Source organism: Sphingomonas sp., assembly GCF_036387535.1.
GTDB lineage: Bacteria > Pseudomonadota > Alphaproteobacteria > Sphingomonadales > Sphingomonadaceae > Sphingomonas_R.
On sequence record NZ_DASVTO010000048.1, the window covers coordinates 15,531 to 32,845 of the forward strand.

Here is a 17,315-nt window from a genome sequence, read left to right on the forward strand (position 1 = left end):
GCGGCCCCCTCCGCCGCTGGTCAGTGCATGGACAGCAGCGACTCGGCTGCTTCGTAGCGCGCCTGTTCGGGGAAGGGGACGCTGCGGGTATCGACGTCGATCCGCTGGCGCCGGATCCTGGCCGGGTTCCGCGATGCCTTCGGCCAGGCGGGCAGGGTGCCGCCATTGGGGTCACCCGTCCGGATGAAGTTTGCGAAATAGCCGCTCATCGTCGCTGAGACCTTCCGGTCGTCCGCGGTCCAGGCGTAGAGTGGATTGGCATCCAGATTGCCGAGCGCATATTCGATTTCCGCACTGTGCACCGCACCCCAGGGCAGCGGATTGCCCGATGCGTCCGTCACCATGCGGGGCCGGACATGCGTGTAGAGATAGTAGAAGGTGGGCGCGCCCGTCCTGCGTTGCAGATCCGCCCACTTCCACGTCGGCAGCGCAAGGAAATCGTCGCTCGCGATCGCCGTCGCGGCCGCCATGACATCCGCGTCGGTCTTCGCCGGATACAGATCGAACAGGGCATCCGCCGTGTCGCCCAGCACGCGGGTGAGGCCGCGGCGGTAGGTCGCGACGGTCGGCGGCGCGTCGCCCAGCACGGCGGAGGCCGGCGCCTCCTGCGAATTGGCGCCCACCAGCAGCGGCACGCGCGCTGCGCGGCCGCCGGCGAATGTCACCGACGGCGCTTCGGTGAGGAGATATCCGTCGATCACCGCGCCGAAGCGCAGGTCGTTCATCCTGCCCTGCGCGGCCAGCAGCGTATCCGCCGGCATCGCCCGCAGCGCGGCGATCGTCGGGGCACCCACCGCCTTGGCAAAGGTCGCGCCGTTCCGCTCGGCTTCGGCCCGCGCGGGCGGAGTCCATTTCTGCATCAAGGCGCCACTTTCCCCGATCGCACCCGCGATCGCGCCGCGCGACAGCGGGGACGCCATCAATGCGCTGACCGATATCGAGCCTGCCGATTCTCCGCCGATCGTGATGCGGCCGGCGTCGCCGCCGAACGCCGCGATGTTGCGGCGGACCCAGTCGAGCGCCGCGACCTGATCGAGCAGCCCGTAATTGCCGGATGCCGCGTGCGGGGACGCGGCCGTAAGCTCCGGATGCGCGAGAAAGCCGAATATGCCGAGCCGGTAGTTCATGGTCACGACCACGATCCCGCGTGCCGCCATCGCGGCGCCGTCATAGCGTTTCTCGGACGCATCGCCCGCGACGAAACCGCCGCCATAGACATAGACCAGCACCGGCAGCTTGCGCCTGGCCCCCTGCACCGCGTCCGCGGGGGTCCAGACATTGAGGTACAGGCAATCCTCGCTGGGGGCGGGCGAGCGAAACATCATGTCGGAGAAGAGCGGTTGCTGCATGCAGCGCGGGCCGAAGGTGGTTGCCGGACGAACGCCCGACCAGGAGGAAGCGGGATGCGGTTCCCGCCAGCGCAGCGCGCCGGTCGGCGGAGCCGCGAAGGGGATGCCGCGAAACACGCGGACCGACGGCAGGCGTTCGTCGGCCACGCCCTGCAGCCGGCCGCTCTCGACCGTCACGATCGGCGCGTCTCCGGCCGCGTTGGCGACGGTGGACGTCGCCACCAGCCATGCCAGCAGGATTTTTCGTGCCGGTTTCACCATTGTTGCCTCCGCCCAAAGCCCATGACCCGGGGTCAGCATAGCGCGCCACCGTCGGGTGAACAGCGGAACGACCGTGCGGCAATTTTGGTGCAACAAAGAAAGCGCCAGACACGCCGGTCTGCCGTGGCGCGCCCATGCTGGGTTTCGCGCGGGTCGCGATCGCCGGCGCTATTCCGGACGATCGCCGTGCGTCATCGGGCGGGCCCGCCATGCGCCGCGATCAGTCCGGTGATCGCGTCTTCGTCCACCACTTCGGCATATTTGGCTTGCAGATCGAACAGCGTCGCCGCGTGCGGCGCGGCGTCGCGGTCGCCGCAGGCGTCGCGCACGACGAACGGCACAAACCCGTGCTGGAGCGCATCGAGCGCCGTGGCGCGGACGCAGCCGGAGGTCGAGAAGCCGGTCACGATCACGGTATCCACCGCCATGGCGGTCAGGGTGGAGGCGAGCGATGTCGCGAAGAAGGCGGAGGCATATTGTTTCGACACGATCGTCTCGTCGGCGCGCGGTTGCAGCGACGGCGGGAAGGCACCGTCGGCGCGACCACGCTGGAACGCCTGCAACGCCGGCACCTTGCGATAGAAGACGCCGCCGTCGGCGCCGCCCGGCTGATACACCACATTGGTGAAGATCACCGGTACCCTGGCCGCGCGCGCCGCGGCGACCAGCCGTTCGTTCACCGCAAACGCGGCGGCGAATCCGGGAGCGTACAGCGGCGAACCCGGCGTCAGATAGGCCATCACCACATCGACCACGATCAGCGCCGGACGTCGCCCGAACGCCAGCCGCCCGTCAAACCCGCCGGCATGATCGTCGATCATCAGATCGCGCCCGCCGCCGCGAGCGCCGCGCGTTCCTCCGCGGACAGGCCGAGCGCGCCATAGACCTCGTCATTATGCTCCCCCACGCGTTGCGGGGCGATGCTGCGCACCGAACCGGGCGTGTCCGACAATTTGGGGAAGCTCGCCTGCATCTTCAGTTCGCCCCATCGCGGATGATCCATCGAAACGATTGCCTCGCGCGCGGCGAAATGCGGATCCTCCAGCATTTCGGGCGCGCGGTAGATGGTGCCCGACGGCACGCTATGTTCGATCATCAGCCGTTCGACCTCCGCCTTGGGCAGTGTCCGCGTCCAGGCTTCGATCAGCGCGTCGAGTTCCTTTTGATGCGCCCCGCGCGACACATGGTCGACATAGCGCGGATCGGAAGCGAGTTCCGGCCGGCCCATGGCGGCGCACAGCCGCGCGAACACCGCATCCTGGTTCGCGCCGATCAGAAACTCTCCATCGGCACAGGCGTAGACGTTGGACGGCGCGATCCCCGGCAGCGCCGAACCAGAGCGTTCGCGGATGTAGCCGGACGCGACATATTCCGGGATCAGGCTTTCGGTGACCTGCAACACCGCTTCGTACAGCGCGCTGTCCACCACCTGGCCCTTGCCCGTGCGTTCCCGCGCATGCAGCGCGGCCAGCGCGCCGAGACAGCCATAGGTCGCCGCCAGCGTATCGCCGATCGACAGGCCCATGCGGCTGGGTGCGCGATCCGGATCGCCGACGATGTAGCGCCATCCGCCCATCGCCTCCCCGATCCCGCCGAACCCGGCGCGTGCGGCATAAGGCCCGGTCTGGCCGTAGCCGGAGACGCGGACGATGATGAGCCGCGGATTGATCGCATGCAGCGCGTCCGGCCCCAGGTTCCACTTCTCCAGCGTGCCGGGCTTGAAGTTCTCGATCAGGATGTCGGCTTCGGCCACCAGCCGGCGCACCAGATCCTGCCCCGCCGGAACACGGAGATTGGCGGAGACGGCGCGCTTGTTGCGGGACACCACTTCCCACCATAATTTATGGTCGCCGCGGCCCCAGGCCCGCATCGGATCGCCCGCGCCCGGTGGTTCGACCTTGATGACGTCCGCGCCCATGTCGCCGAGCAGCTGGCCACAGAAGGGGCCGGCGATCAGCTGCCCCAGTTCGATGACGCGGATGTCCTGGAGCGCGCCAGTATTCGCGGTGGTTCCTGTCACGCCGGTCACTCCGCAGCGATCGCGGCATGGGCCCAGACCGGCTGGCGCGGGGCGGGCAGGCCGGTCTCCTCCAGGCATGCGGCGCGCAGGGCCTCGATCTCACCCCCGCGGTCGAACAGCGGCAACGGGCCGGTGCGGGCGGCGCGCATCACGGCGCGCAAGGCGGTGGTCGCCGCCGGATCCCCGACGACCACGCCGTAGCGCCGCGCACCGTCCGCCGTGACCAGACCCTGCGTCACTTCCTTTTCCACCAGCACCGGATCGCGATCGAGCGGATCGCCCCATCCACCACCGCCCCAGGTGATGAAGTGGAGCTGGTCGCCCGCCTGGACCATCAATTGTTCCAGCTTGTTCGCGACGATGCTGCGCGTGCCATCCGCCCGTTCCAGGATCTTGCGGGCCCGTGCGCCCGGTTCGCCGCCATTGACGCCCCATGGCTTGATGAACCAGCGGTCGTCATGGATCGCGACCACGCCGGGTTCCAGGAAGCGGTAGGTCATGTGGATGCCGTTCCCGCCACGGTGCAGCCCGGCGCCGCCCGAATCCGGCGCGGTTTCGTACCGCTCGATCACCAGCGGGAAATAGCGTTCGAGAAACTCATTCGGCACGTTGGTGAAGCCGGGCCAGAGCGAATGCCCGTCCGGCCCGTCACCCATCGGACGCCCGGGGATGCCGCCGAAGCCGATCTGGAATAGCTGGAAATACTGGCCGTTGCGGTCGGTGCCGGAATAGAAAAGGTGCGGCGACGACGAGAAGCCCGCCGCGCACAGGAATTCGGGCGTGCGTTGCCCCAGCAGGCCGCCAAGAATGTCGAAGATCCGGCCGAGCGCGTGCGTCCGTCCCGACAGCGCCGCCGGAAACGCCGGTTTCAGCAACGACCCGCTGGGGATGCGGACGTCGATGAGATCGTAGAAGCCGTCGTTGAACAGGATCTGTGGATCGAACACCATGATCATGTAGATGCCGAAGAACATCTTGAACATGTTCTCGTTCAGGAAGAAGTTGATCGATGCCGGGCTTTGGGGATCGGTGCCTGCGAAATCCAGGATGACGCGGCCATCCTCGCGCCACATCGTGCATTTGATCTTGTAGGGTCCGAAGCCCATGCCGTCGTCACACAGATAATCTTCGAAATCGACCGGATCCTCTCCGATCGAAGTTTCGATCAGCTGTTTCATCGCGCGGTAATTGCGGGCGAGCAGTTCCTCGGTAGCGGAGATATAGACATCGTCGCCGAACCGTTCGCACATCTCGATCACCCGGCGCGATGCGACGCGGCACGACGCGATCAGCGCGTTGAGATCGGCCGCGCACCAGTCGGGCTTGCGCGTCTGGTGCATCACCAGCTTGATCAGGTCCTCATTATATTCGCCCTTGCGCCAGATCTTGACCGGGGGGATGCGAACCCCTTCCTCGAAGATCGAATGGGCGTCGATCGGCATGCTTCCGGCAACCTTGCCGCCGATGTCGCTCTGATGCCCGAACATCGCGGTATAGGCGACGATCCGCCCATCCTTGAACACCGGAAGCAGCACCAGCCAGTCGTTCGAATGGCTGATCGCGCCGCCGACCGAATAGGGATCCGACAGGAAGATCATGTCGCCGTCCTCCAGCGTACCGTCATACCCGTCGAGGAAGCCGCCGATGAAGGATCCGAACTGGCCGACGATCATCCGCCCCTTGTGATCGGCGATCAGGGGAAAGGCGTCGCCCTGTTCCCGGATGCCGGGCGACATGGCGGTGCGCACCAGCGTCGCATCCATTTCGACGCGGGCGTTGCGCAGGGCGTTCTCGATCACCTCCAGCGTGACCGGATCGATCGGCACGCGGGCAAAGGGCGTGGCGTTGGTCTCGATGATCTTTGCGGGCATGGCAGGTCCCTTCAGGCGAGGGTGATGAGGATGTTGCCGACGGCATCGACGGTGCCGATGCAGCCGCGTTCGATCAGCGTGGTGGAATCCATTTCGATCACGATCGCCGGACCCGGGATCACGTCATCCTGTTCCAGCAGCGCACGATCGTAGATCACCGCCGGGTGCATGCCGCCGTCCATCCACAGCTCATGGTCGCGCAGGCGCGCCTGCCGCGGGTCGCCGTCCCCCGTCGGCAGCGTCGCGGCGGGCAGATCGAGCGCAACGCCAAGCGCGACCGCGCGCAGGTTCACCAGTTCGTGCGGGCTGGCCATGTTGAAGGTGAACAGCCGTTCATGTTCGCGATCGAACCGGGCCATGATGCCGGCGAGCCCGTCACGGCGGAGCGTTTCGGCATCGATCGACAGCGGAACTTCGAACGCCTGGCCCTCATAGCGGACATCGATTTCGAACAGGCTGGTGATATCGGCGTCGGCAATGCCGTCCGCCTTCAGTTCATCGCGGGTCTGCCGGGCCATGTCATCAAGGATCGCGAGCACCTCCGCCTCGTCGGTGTCGCCGAACCGGCGCGAGAAGCTGCGCGCCGTTTCGGTGCGCATCCGCGTCGTCGCATCGCCCAGCGCGCAGAGCACGCCCGGTGACACGGGCGATACCGCCGGCCAGCTTCCCATCAGCCGCGCGACCGCATTGACGTGCAGTGGCCCGGCGCCGCCGAACCCCATCAGCGCGAAGCCGCGCGGGTCATAGCCCTGTTGCACGGAGATCATGCGCAGCGCGCCGAACATGATTTCGTTGACGATGTCGATGATGCCGCGCGCCGCTTCCATCAGGCCGATCCCGAGCGCATCGGCAATGGTCTGCACCGCGGCCTTCGCGCCTTCGCGGTCCAGTCTGAACGTGCCGCCCAGCAAGGATTCGGGCAAGTAGCCGAGCACGACATTGGCGTCGGTCACGGTCGGCTGCGTTCCGCCCTTGCCATATGCGACCGGCCCCGGCACCGCGCCCGCGCTTTGCGGACCGACGCGCAGCGCCTTCGTCAGTTCGGGGACATAGGCGATCGATCCGCCGCCGGCGCCGACCGTCTTCACGTCCAGCGAGGAAGCCCGGACCGACAGATGACCCACCTCGGTCGTGCGGGCGCGGCGTGGTTCCAGATTCTCGATCAGGGCGACGTCGGTCGACGTGCCGCCGACATCCAGCGTGAGGATATTGCGCAGGCCGCTTTTCTTGCCGACCCACAGGGCGCCGGTCACGCCGCCCGCCGGGCCGGACATCAGCAGCGACACGGGATGCGCCTCCGCCTTCTCCGACGACATCAGCCCGCCGTCGGACCGCAGCAGCGACAGTTTTCCGGCCATGCCCGCGCCGCGCAGCTTGGTGCGCAGGTTGCGCACATAGTTGCCGACGATCGGGCGGACCGCCGCGTTCGCGACCGTGGTCAACGTGCGCTCATATTCCTGCATCTCGGGCAGCACCTCATGGCTGAGCGAGATCGGCAGATCGGGGCAGATTTCGGCGGCAAGCGCGCCGATCCGCAGTTCGTGCGCGCCGTTCAGATAGGCGTTGACCAGCGATACGGTAATCGCCTCCACGCCCTGCGCCTTTAACCGGCTCAGGGCGGCGCGGATTTCGCCATCGTCGATCGGGCGGAGTTCGTTGCTCTGCGCGTCCATCCGTCCGGCGACTTCGACCGTGTCGATCAGCGCAGCGAGCGGTTCGGGCTTCGGCCAGATGATCCAGCCCGCCAGCCCGCCCGGCACATAGCTGCGCGCGATCTGCATGATCTGGCGATAACCCTGGGTGACGATCAGGCCGACACGGGCGCCCTTGCCCTCCAGCACCGCATTGGTGGCGACGGTGGTCCCGTGCAGGAACACCTCCACATCCGCGGGCGTGACGCCCGCCTTGGCGCACACCGCCTCCACCCCGTCGAGGATGCCGATGGAACTGTCGGCGGGGGTCGACGGCGTCTTGTGCCGCCAGAACCGGCCCGATTCTTCCTCCAGCAGCAGCAGGTCGGTGAAGGTGCCGCCGACATCGACACCGAGACGATAGCTCATTGTTCCACCCCTTCGAGAACGGAGATTGCGGCTTGCGGGAAGCGTCCGGCCCTGGACACCATGCCGGGCAAGGCGCGACCCATGATGCCGGAAAACCAGGTCGTACCCGCGATCAGCGCGTCGAGATCCAGACCGGTCGCGATGCCCGATCGTTCGAGCATGTAGACGACGTCTTCGGTCGGGACGTTGCCAGCCGCGCCCGGCGCGAACGGACAGCCGCCCAGCCCGCCGATCGCCGCGTCGATGGTCGCGGCGCCCGCCTCCACCGCCGCCCAGGCATTTGCGAGACCGGTGTTGCGGGTGTTGTGCAGATGCACGCGGACGGGAAGCGGCGCGATCGCCCCGCGAACCTGGGTGACGAGTGCCCGGACATGTGCCGGCACCGCGACCCCGATCGTATCGGCAAGCGCCACTTCGACCGCGCCGCTGGCCGCCGCGCGCCGCGCCATCGCGATCACGCGGTCATGCGGCACCTCGCCTTCGAATGGACAACCGAACGCCGCGCCGATCGTGATCTGCGCACTTCGGCCCGCGGCCAGCGCCGCCCCCACCACGTCGCAGGCGATATCCAGCGATTGCGCGCTGGTCTGCCCCTGGTTGCGCATCGCGAAACTGTCGGTGGTCACGCAGACGGCGCCCAGTTGCTGGACCTTGGTTTCCAGCGCCCGCACCGCCCCGCGGCGGTTCAGAACCAATCCAATGTATACCGCACCCGTATCCGGAAGGGCGGCGATCACGGCTTCCGCGTCCGCCATCTGCGGTACCTTCGCCGGGTTCACGAAACTGGCGACCTCGATCCGCCGGACCCCCGCGGCGAGCGCGTGGCGGATCAGGCTGACCTTGTTCTCCGTGGAAACTTGCAGTGATTCGTTCTGCAGGCCATCGCGCGGCGACACCTCCACGATTTCGATGCCGTCTGGCATGCCGCCTTTTTCCTCGCCCTCACCCCTGACGCCATTGATCTCCCATTCATGTATACATTTGGCAAGCCTTTTGTCGGCCCCCTTTGCGGCGACGTCACCGCTTGTGCCGACCGACCCGGCGGGCCACTAAGGCCGATCATTGAGCGCGACCGAGTTTGGATGCGCGACGGGACCAGAACCATGTCGAGAGCCAGCGACCGCGCCTATGACGAGATCAAGCGCCAGATCATGGCGGGCGTGCTCGCGCCGGGCGCGCAGTTGAAGGAAGAGGAGCTGGCGGAAATCTGCGGCGTGTCGCGCACGCCGGTGCGGGACGCGATGCACCGGCTGGAAGCCGAGATGTTCATCCAGCGCAGCGACAGCCAGCGTTCGTTCGTCAGCAACTGGTCGACCGACGACGTCGAGGAACTGTTCACGCTGCGGACGATGCTGGAGGGTCACGCCGCGGCGCAGGCGGCGGAACGCGTTACGCCGGAAATGCTGGCGGCACTGAACGGCAACGTCCGGGCGATCGATGCGGCGATCGAGCGCACGCTGCCCGACGTCGATACGTTCCTCGCCAAGAACGCCCAGTTCCATGCGTTGATCATCCAGGCCGCGGCGTCGGACCGGCTTGCGCACATGATCAACCGGCTGGTGCTGCAGCCGATCGTCCACCGGACCGCTCTGCGTTACGACGCGGACCAGCTGCGCCGCAGCCTGGCCGAACATATCGAGATCGTCGCGGCTCTGGAGGCGCGGGATGCCGACTGGGCACGCGCCGTCATGACATCGCACATCCGGCGCGCGTTCCACGTCTATCGCAACGAGCATGGCGCCTGATCGCCTGCCCTGACCGCTGGCGCTGAAGGCCGGCGACCATGCCCGCCGTCGTGTAGCCGGCCCGGGCCGGTGTATACATGTCCGGGTATCGCGGCGCGCTGCCATTGCAGGGCGGGATTCAGGCGGGAGCGGTTGTCCGGGCGCGATGCAGCCGGCTGTTCGGCGCGCAAAACAATCTTGACGGCCCGCAATATGTATACAACCATGTGATTCAGGGGCGAGCAGATCCGCACGGGACGTTCGCAGCTACAGGGGGAAAGCATGCGCCGTACGAAGATGATGCCGTTGCTTGCCGGTGTGTCGGCCATGACCTTCGCGATCACGCCCGCCGTGGCGCAGACGGCGCCTGTCGACACGTCATCGTCCACCGACGCGGTACAGGGCACCGCCGGCGATCCGGGCGATATCGTCATCACCGCGCGCCGGGTCAGCGAATCGCTGGTCAACGTGCCTGCGTCGATCACGGCATTCGGCGCGAACACGATCGCGCAGGCCGGTATCCAGCGCGCGCAGGACTTCGCGAAGCTGACGCCCGGTGTCACGATCGTCAGCAGCACCGCCGACGCGGGCGACAACCAGATCAACATCCGCGGGCTGAACGGCGCGCGCGACGCGGAAAGTTCGGTCGCGCTGGTGGTGGACGGCATCCTCAAGACGAACAACGCGGTGCTCAACCAGGCGCAGGGAACGCTGCGCCAGATCGAGGTGCTGAAGGGTCCGCAAGGCGCGCTGTACGGACGCAACGCGGCGGCCGGTGCGATCGTCATCCAGACCCTGAAACCGGGCGATCGGTTCGAAGGTGGCGCAAAGGTCAGCTATGCCAACGTCAACGCGGCCACCGCCAGCGCCTATATCGCCGGCCCGATCACCCCGGCGATCGGTTTCGTGCTGTCGGGCGATTACAACCGGACCGATGGGTTTTTCCGCAACATATTCCTGGACGACAAGGCGGTCGACAACCGCAAGGAATGGAACGTCAACGGCCGGATCGTCGCGGAGATCGGCGCGGCGACACAGCTGGATGCCAAGGCCCGCTACGGCGAGTTCAGAGGTGCGTCGATCAACTTCAACTCGTCCTTTCACCTGCCCGCGCTGGGCGGCGCCTTCTACGAAGATGTCAACGATCACCCGTTCCGCTATTATGGCAATATCCGGCCGACCAACAACCAGAGTACGATCGAGGGATCGCTGAAGCTGGACCATGATTTCGGCGGCGCGAAGCTGACGGCGTGGGCGCTGTACAGCAATGTGAAGAACGACCTGACCGCCGACGGCACCTCCGCCGATTTCGCCCGCTATCTGGCGGCGGCCAATCCGGCGGCACAAAGCACCGTGACGTCATGTTTCGCGTCCACCGCCGCGCTGACCGGTTATCCCGTTACTCCGCCCGCCGCGATCGGCGCGATCCCGGTGCCGTTCATCTTCGCACCCGCCAACGGATCGGTGTTCGGCGCCTATTCGCCGACGACTTGCGACGGGACGCAATATCAGCTGCGGAACCAGAAGGATATCAGCGGCGAGCTTCGCCTGGCGTCGACCGGCGGGGGGCCGATCAGCTGGCAGCTCGGCACCTATCTGCTGCATATCGACCGGCTGACCGGCGTCAGCCTTGGTGGCGACACCGGGCAGGGCGTGATCAAGCAATTGTACAATGCGCCGGGTTCGGCCAACCCGACGTCTCAGCTGTTCGCGGATCGGTTCAAGACCGACGTCTATGCGGGCTTCGGTTCCGTCGACTGGACGCCGAGCCGGGCGTTCGATCTGTCGATGGCACTTCGCTACGACGTCGAGCAGCGGCATGTCGACAACCGGGTGCCGGTGGCGACCGATCCGTTCACCGGCGGCCCGATCAACCCGGGGCAGACCGGCGGCATGATCCCGTCGAAGAGCCGTACGTTCAAGCAGCTGGAGCCCAAGATCAGCGCGCGCCTGGAATTCGCGCCACGCAACAATCTGTACGCGAACTGGGGCGTTGGCTTCAAATCCGGCGGGTTCAACAATCAGGGGTCGGCCGCGATCGTCAACCAGAACTTCAACGTCGCGCCGATCAACGCCGGCGTGCTGATCAATGACGAGTTCCGCAAGGAGCGTTCCAGCGCCTACGAAGCCGGGATCAAGGGGCGCGTGGGACCCGTGAACTACAGCCTGGGCGGATATTATACTCAGGTCCGTGACATGCAGTTCTTCGAATTCTTCGTCGGCGGGTTCGGGTTGTTGCGCGTGGTTTCGAACATCGACCGGGTCGATCTGAAAGGCGGGGAATTCAATCTTGACGCCCGGATCGCCGAGGGCTGGACGCTCTACGGCGCGTTCAACTACACCGACTCCGAAATCAAGCGGAACCGCTCGCGTCCCGATACGGTCGGCAACAAGTCGCCCTACACCCCGGATTACACCATCAACCTGGGCAGCCAGCAGGAAGTCCCGGTCAGTGCCGCCGTCAAATTGCTGTTGCGCGCCGATTATCGGATCACCGGCCCGACCTGGTTCCACACCGTGCAGGATCAGACGAAGGCGACGATCTTCAGTGCGCTGCTGCCGATCTCGGCGCTCGCTTTGCCGGCGGCAGCCGGCAATGCCGACTACAGCGTGGCGAGGCGCAAGGCGTTCGGTGTGCTGGACCTGCGGTTCGGGCTGGGCGGCGAACGGTGGAAGGCGAACCTGTTCGCGACCAATGCCCTGAACAAGAAATACATCAACGAGGCCATTCCCGCGATCGAGTTCGGCGGATCCTTCATCTCGCCCGGCGCCCGGCGGCTATACGGTCTGGAACTCGGCTACACCTTCTGACGGCGGTCGCGGGGACCCGGCGGAACCGACGGGATGACGCGGCCGAAGCGATGTCGCGCTTGGTTGCGGGTGGAACAGCTGTTAACCATTTCATCCTAAGAAACCGCCAGTAACGCGGGAGTTTGGCGATGGCTGAGGGTGTGGTGCTGTTCTACGGTTTCCTGGTGTCGTTCGTGATCGCCAGCACCAAATCGAATCGAAAGGCGTTGCGGCCGCACCCGACCGTCCTGCTTTGCGTCGGTTGGCTGTTGATGAGCCTGTCGTTCAGCACGTCGGCGATGCTGGCCGGACGCGCGCTGATCCTGTCCCTGTCCTGATCCGAACGGCGACCGTAAAATCGTCACGGCGCAGCGCGCAATTGGTGTCATCCCAACGACATGCGCGTTGGATATGGTCATAAGAGACCAAGGAGATGGACCATGCCCAGCGCGACCGTGCTGATACCGGATGAGATCGTGGACTGTGTCGCCGCGGGGCGATCGCCGACCGTGTCGGAACTGGTGCAGCTGGCGGCCCGGATGTGGGTGGAAGGCGCGCCGGATCGGTCCGCCTTTTCGTGGGGCTGCCTGAAACCCTCCTCGGCCGATCGTGTGATGGCGCTGCGCTGTGCCAGCCTGGCGTTGAACGGCAGCGCGATCGACTGACGATCATCCCGCCTGTCATTACCCGCGCGAAACCATATCCCGCGTTCGCCGTTGCAGCATGAGCCGGTGGCGGTGTGTCCGTTGCCGTGGTGGGGTCAATACCCCGCGACGATGGCGCAAGACGGGGAGCAAGCCATGGGACCGAGCAGGCGTGAAGCGATGGCGGGGCTGGCCGCGCTGGGACTGATACCGGATCTTGCCCGGGCACAGGGGGCGGCACTCGGCCGCGCGGTGCCGTTTTCCTGGGACATGTTGCAGCAGCGTGCGGCGGCACTGGCCACCCGCGCCTATCGCGCGCCACGCCGTGTCGCGGCGGCGGCGGCGATCGACTATGACAAGGTGGGTTCGATCCGATATCGTGCGGATCGCACGCTGGCGGGCGGGATCCGGCTGTTCCCGCTCGGCCGCTATGCGCCAATGCCGGTCGCGATCAACATCATCGAGGGCGGTCAGGCGCGATCCGTCGCCTTTTCACCGGCTCTGTTCCAGAGCGAGGCAGGCCATGCCCCGGCGCTGGGGATCGCCGGGTTCCGCGCGATGTCGCCCGATGGAAACAGCGACTGGCTGGCGTTCATGGGCGCATCCTATTTTCGGACCGCCGGGTCGCAGGATCAATATGGCCTGTCGGCGCGCGGGATCGCGATCGATACCGGCACGGGGAAGGAGGAGTTTCCGGACTTCACGGAGTTCTGGATCGAACGGACCGGGGCGCAGGCCTACACCGTCTACGCGCTGATGGACGGTCCGAGCGTGACGGGGGCGTACCGGTTCCAGTCGACCCATGCCGGCGGGGTGGTGCAGGACGTGTCGGCGGTGTTGACGACCCGGCGCGATATCGCCCGGCTGGGCATCGCCCCGGCGACCAGCATGTTCTGGTATGGCGAGGGCAATCGCCAATCGGGCGCGGACTGGCGGCCGGAAATCCACGATTCGGACGGCCTGGCGATGCTGACGGGTGCGGGGGAACGGATCTGGCGACCATTGGCCAATCCGCCGCGCGAAACGCTGGACAGTTTTTCCGACGAGAATCCCAAGGGATTCGGACTGATTCAGCGCGACCGGCTGTTCGATCATTATCAGGATGACGGTGCCTTCTACGATCGGCGCCCCAATTTGTGGGCGGAGCCGCAGGGCAATTGGGGCAAGGGGCAGGTGATGCTCTATGCCTTTCCCACCACCACCGAAACCGTGGACAATATCGTCGCATTCTGGACACCGGCGGTCGCGCCGAAGGCGGGGCAGCGGTTGCAGTTCGATTACCGTTTGCGCTGGGGATCGCAGGACCCGACGATCGGTACGGCGGCGCATGCGGTGGAATGCTGGCGCGGCACCGCCGGCCGGCCGGGCGCGGAGCCGATAGCGGGTGCCCGCAAGCTGGTGGTCGATTTCGAGGGCGCCGGACTGGCGGGTCTGGGCCGTGACAGCGGCGTGAAGGCGCAGATCGACGTGACGCGTGGCACATTGCTGGCGAACGCCGCCTATCCGGTGGTGGGCCAGAAGAATCGCTGGCGTGTGACTGCCGATATCGCGCCGCAGGCACCCGGTCCGGCGGATGTCCGCCTGTTCCTGAAGCGTGGTGGGACCGCGCTGAGCGAGACCGTGCTGGCGCCGATCTTTTGACGGTGCCGCAAACCGTGCCGACCCCCTTGGCCCTGTTGCCCGATGCGGCGCCGATCCCGATGCCGGAACAGCGCTTCGACGGGCCACCGCCGAAGCCGGACGCGCCGGGCGAAACCCCGGCGACGATCCTGCTGGCCGACGAGATGCTGGCGCGCCGGGTGATGCTGGTGCTGTTGACCGGGCTGTTCGCGACGGCGGCGTCGGTCGCGGTCAAGGAGTCGCTGCTGAGCGACGGCTTCAGCCTTTGGGACGGGCTGCTGCTGCTGCTGTTCTTTCCACTGTTCGGATGGATTGCGTTCGGGTTCGTGACTGCGACGATCGGGTTCTTCCTGCTCATCACCGGCATCCACCCCGGGACCGTGCCGATCCCCCGGCGCGACATGGCCTTAACCGGGCGAACCGCGGTGCTGATGCCGATCCATAATGAGGATGTGGCAGAGGTGTTCGGGCGGATCGCACGCATGGCGGAGATGCTGCGCGCGACCGGTCAGGGCGACCGCTTCGACATCTTCGTCCTGAGCGATTCGGGTCCGCAGGCGGAGCCGGCCGAAGTTGCGGCATGGCAGGCGCTGGCCAGCGCCCACGGACCTCGGCTCTATTACCGCCGGCGGACGGAGAATGTCGGACGCAAGCCCGGCAATGTCGCGGAATGGATCCGGCGGTTCGGCGGCGCGTACGACTATATGCTGATGCTGGATGCCGACAGCCTGATGAGCGGAAATGCCATCGTCGGCATGGCGCAGGTGATGGAGCAGCGCCCGACGATCGCGCTGTTGCAGACGGTGCCGGCGGTGATCGGGGCGACGACCCTGTTCCAACGGTGGATGCAGTTCGCCAGCCGGTTGTACGGGCCGATCTCCACCGCGGGGCTGGTGTGGTGGTCGGGGTCCGAAGCGACCTTCTGGGGGCATAATGCGCTGATCCGGGTGACGGCGTTCGCATCCAGTTGCGGATTGCCCGAATTGCCGGGGCGGCCACCGTTCGGGGGGACGATCATGAGCCATGACATGGTGGAGGCGGCCCTGCTGCGGCGGCGCGGCTGGCGTGTGCACATGATCATGATCGATGATACGTTCGAGGAATATCCGCCGACGCTGATCGACCAGGCGGTGCGCGACCGGCGCTGGGCGCAGGGCAATATCCAGCATCTGCGGCTGATCGGATCGTCCGGTTTTCACTGGATCAACCGGCTGCAGCTGCTGATCGGCGCATCGGCCTATATCACCTCGCCCGCGTGGCTGGTGCTGATCGCGACCGGGATTGCGCAGGCATTCTGGGGCGGGGCATCGGTGGTGGAGGCGACCACGTCGGTAAAGGTGCTGGTCGTCACGCTGCTGCTACTGTTCGGGCCGAAGGCGATGAGCATGATCTGGGCGATGGCCGATCCCGATCGCCGCGCGGCGTTTGGCGGGGCGCGGGGGATCCTGCGATCCGTGCTGCTGGACGTGCCGCTGTCCGTCCTGACCGCTCCGGCGATCGCGCTGACCCAGACGATCGACGTCGCGAACATCCTGCGTGGCCGAAAATCCGGCTGGAACCCGCAGAACCGAAAGAGTGACGGGCTGAGCGTGGCGGAGGTGATGCCGCGCTATATCTGGCACATTGCGATCGGGCTCGTCCTGCTGGTGGTGTCGGTGCTGGCGCCACCGCTTGGCCTATGGCTGTCCCCGGTGACGCTCGGCATGCTGGTCAGCCCGCTGCTGGCGAGCTGGACCGCCGGCGCGACAACCGGTGAGCGTTTCGCCGCGCGCGGCTATTTCCAGGTGCCGAAGGCGGCGATTGCCGAACCGGTGGCGATCCCGGCCTGATCGCGCCGCAATCCCATCGATCAGGCGGCGACATCGTCGGCATCGCGGGCATCGAAGGCGGCGCGGGCGGCCGCGACCGCATCGATATGGTCGAACGCCCAGCTGCCGAGCGCCGCAACCGGCACGCGAAGCGAGTGACCAAGTGCCGTCAGTTCATAGTCCACGCGCGGCGGGATGGTGGGGAACAGGGTCCGCGTCACCATCCCGTCGCGTTCCAGTCCGCGCAGCGTGAGCGTGAGCATGCGTTGCGAAATCCCGCCAATGGCCCGTTTCAGCGCGTTGAACCGTTGCGGCCCGTCCGCCAGCATCATCACGATCAGCACGGTCCATTTATCGCCGACCCGCGACAGGATCGAGCTGATCGCGGCGCACTCGCCGGGTGCATGCCGCTGCGCCGGGGTGGTTACATCGATGTGCGTGAGTTCCAACCTTGTGCCTCCTTGGCGATGTCCGGACGGTATCGCATATAGCCTGGGTCACAAAGTAATACTGAAAGGCGCCATCGTCATGAACCTTCTGCATCTCGATTCCAGCATCTTGGGCGATCATTCGGTCAGCCGGCTCTTGTCGGCAAAGGCCGTCGCCGCACTGACATCGGCCAATGCCGATGTGACGACGACCTACCGCGACCTGGCGACCGCGCCGATCCCGCATCTGTCGGGCGCCTATCTGGCGGCGGCGCAGAACCAGGACGGCGTGGCCGACGGCGCGATCGCCGACGATCTGGCGACCGGGCGCGCAGTGCTGCAGGAGTTTCTGGCGGCCGACACGGTGGTGATCGGTGTCGCGCTGTATAATTTCGGCGTGTCGAGCCAGTTGAAGGCGTGGGTCGACCGGATCCTGATCGCGGGGCAGACATTCCGGTATGGCGCGGACGGGCGCCCGGAAGGATTGGCCGGTGGCAAGCGCGTGATCCTGACGGTGGCGCGCGGCGGATTCTATGGGCCTGGCGCACCTGCGGCGCCGTACGAGCATGCCGAAACTTATATGCGTGCGGTGCTGGGTTTCATCGGCATTACCGATGTCACGGTGGTCGTAGCGGAAGGCGTCGCGGCCGGGCCCGAGCCGCGGGCGGCGGCACTGGCGGCTGCGGACCAGCAGATCGCTGCGCTGGCCGCCTGAATCGGATGGAGCAAGGGGCCGCCGA

At 66.5% G+C, this 17,315-nt stretch carries 14 protein-coding genes; 7 read left to right on the plus strand and 7 right to left on the minus strand.

Features of this window, described 5'->3' with window-relative positions; genetic code table 11:
- Nucleotides 1–20: 20 nt before the first annotated feature.
- The 6 genes from VF649_RS04035 to VF649_RS04060 all read right to left on the minus strand — a co-directional run bounded on the left by VF649_RS04035 (nucleotide 21) and on the right by VF649_RS04060 (nucleotide 8,484).
- A complete protein-coding gene (locus tag VF649_RS04035; RefSeq protein ID WP_331010672.1) occupies nucleotides 21–1,607 on the minus strand; it encodes a carboxylesterase/lipase family protein in 1,587 nt (528 codons plus the stop codon).
- Nucleotides 1,608–1,801: 194 nt separating this feature from the next.
- Entirely contained in the window at nucleotides 1,802–2,431 is a 630-nt protein-coding gene (locus VF649_RS04040; protein ID WP_331010673.1) for an isochorismatase family protein, read from the minus strand.
- Nucleotides 2,431–3,630 (minus strand): CoA transferase, encoded by a 1,200-nt coding sequence (locus VF649_RS04045; protein WP_331010674.1) that lies wholly within the window; start codon nucleotides 3,628–3,630, stop codon nucleotides 2,431–2,433. Before VF649_RS04045 ends, VF649_RS04040 begins: the two co-directional genes overlap by 1 nt.
- Before the next feature lie 5 nt (nucleotides 3,631–3,635).
- On the minus strand, nucleotides 3,636–5,501 hold the full coding sequence (locus VF649_RS04050; RefSeq protein WP_331010675.1) for a hydantoinase B/oxoprolinase family protein: 1,866 nt from the start codon (nucleotides 5,499–5,501) through the stop codon (nucleotides 3,636–3,638).
- Nucleotides 5,502–5,512: 11 nt separating this feature from the next.
- Entirely contained in the window at nucleotides 5,513–7,561 is a 2,049-nt protein-coding gene (locus VF649_RS04055; protein ID WP_331010676.1) for a hydantoinase/oxoprolinase family protein, read from the minus strand.
- Complete coding sequence (locus VF649_RS04060) at nucleotides 7,558–8,484, minus strand: hydroxymethylglutaryl-CoA lyase (protein WP_331010677.1); 927 nt, start codon at nucleotides 8,482–8,484, stop codon at nucleotides 7,558–7,560. The genes VF649_RS04055 and VF649_RS04060 overlap by 4 nt, the downstream gene beginning before the upstream one ends.
- Nucleotides 8,485–8,664: 180 nt before the next feature.
- Between VF649_RS04060 and VF649_RS04065 the strand changes: the two genes are divergently transcribed.
- From VF649_RS04065 to mdoH, 6 genes are all read left to right on the plus strand, one after another.
- Nucleotides 8,665–9,306: a GntR family transcriptional regulator gene (locus VF649_RS04065; RefSeq protein WP_331010678.1), complete on the plus strand. Its 642-nt coding sequence runs from the start codon at nucleotides 8,665–8,667 to the stop codon at nucleotides 9,304–9,306.
- A 261-nt stretch (nucleotides 9,307–9,567) separates the two neighbouring features.
- Nucleotides 9,568–12,096, plus strand: coding sequence for a TonB-dependent receptor (locus VF649_RS04070; protein WP_331010679.1), 2,529 nt, complete (start codon nucleotides 9,568–9,570; stop codon nucleotides 12,094–12,096).
- Between the two features lie 128 nt (nucleotides 12,097–12,224).
- On the plus strand, nucleotides 12,225–12,413 hold the full coding sequence (locus VF649_RS04075; protein WP_331010680.1) for a hypothetical protein: 189 nt from the start codon (nucleotides 12,225–12,227) through the stop codon (nucleotides 12,411–12,413).
- 102 nt (nucleotides 12,414–12,515) lie between these two features.
- The gene (locus VF649_RS04080; protein WP_331010681.1) at nucleotides 12,516–12,740 is read left to right on the plus strand and encodes a hypothetical protein; all 225 of its coding nucleotides are present in this window, start codon (nucleotides 12,516–12,518) and stop codon (nucleotides 12,738–12,740) included.
- Between the two features lie 135 nt (nucleotides 12,741–12,875).
- Complete coding sequence (locus VF649_RS04085) at nucleotides 12,876–14,360, plus strand: glucan biosynthesis protein (protein ID WP_331010682.1); 1,485 nt, start codon at nucleotides 12,876–12,878, stop codon at nucleotides 14,358–14,360.
- Between the two features lie 2 nt (nucleotides 14,361–14,362).
- A complete protein-coding gene (gene mdoH, locus VF649_RS04090; RefSeq protein WP_331010705.1) occupies nucleotides 14,363–16,168 on the plus strand; it encodes a glucans biosynthesis glucosyltransferase MdoH in 1,806 nt (601 codons plus the stop codon).
- A 20-nt stretch (nucleotides 16,169–16,188) separates the two neighbouring features.
- Here mdoH and VF649_RS04095 read toward each other — a convergent pair whose 3' ends face one another.
- Complete coding sequence (locus tag VF649_RS04095; protein ID WP_331010683.1) at nucleotides 16,189–16,596, minus strand: helix-turn-helix domain-containing protein; 408 nt, start codon at nucleotides 16,594–16,596, stop codon at nucleotides 16,189–16,191.
- 79 nt (nucleotides 16,597–16,675) lie between these two features.
- Between VF649_RS04095 and VF649_RS04100 the strand changes: the two genes are divergently transcribed.
- Nucleotides 16,676–17,290: an FMN-dependent NADH-azoreductase gene (locus VF649_RS04100; RefSeq protein ID WP_331010684.1), complete on the plus strand. Its 615-nt coding sequence runs from the start codon at nucleotides 16,676–16,678 to the stop codon at nucleotides 17,288–17,290.
- Nucleotides 17,291–17,315: the final 25 nt, after the last annotated feature.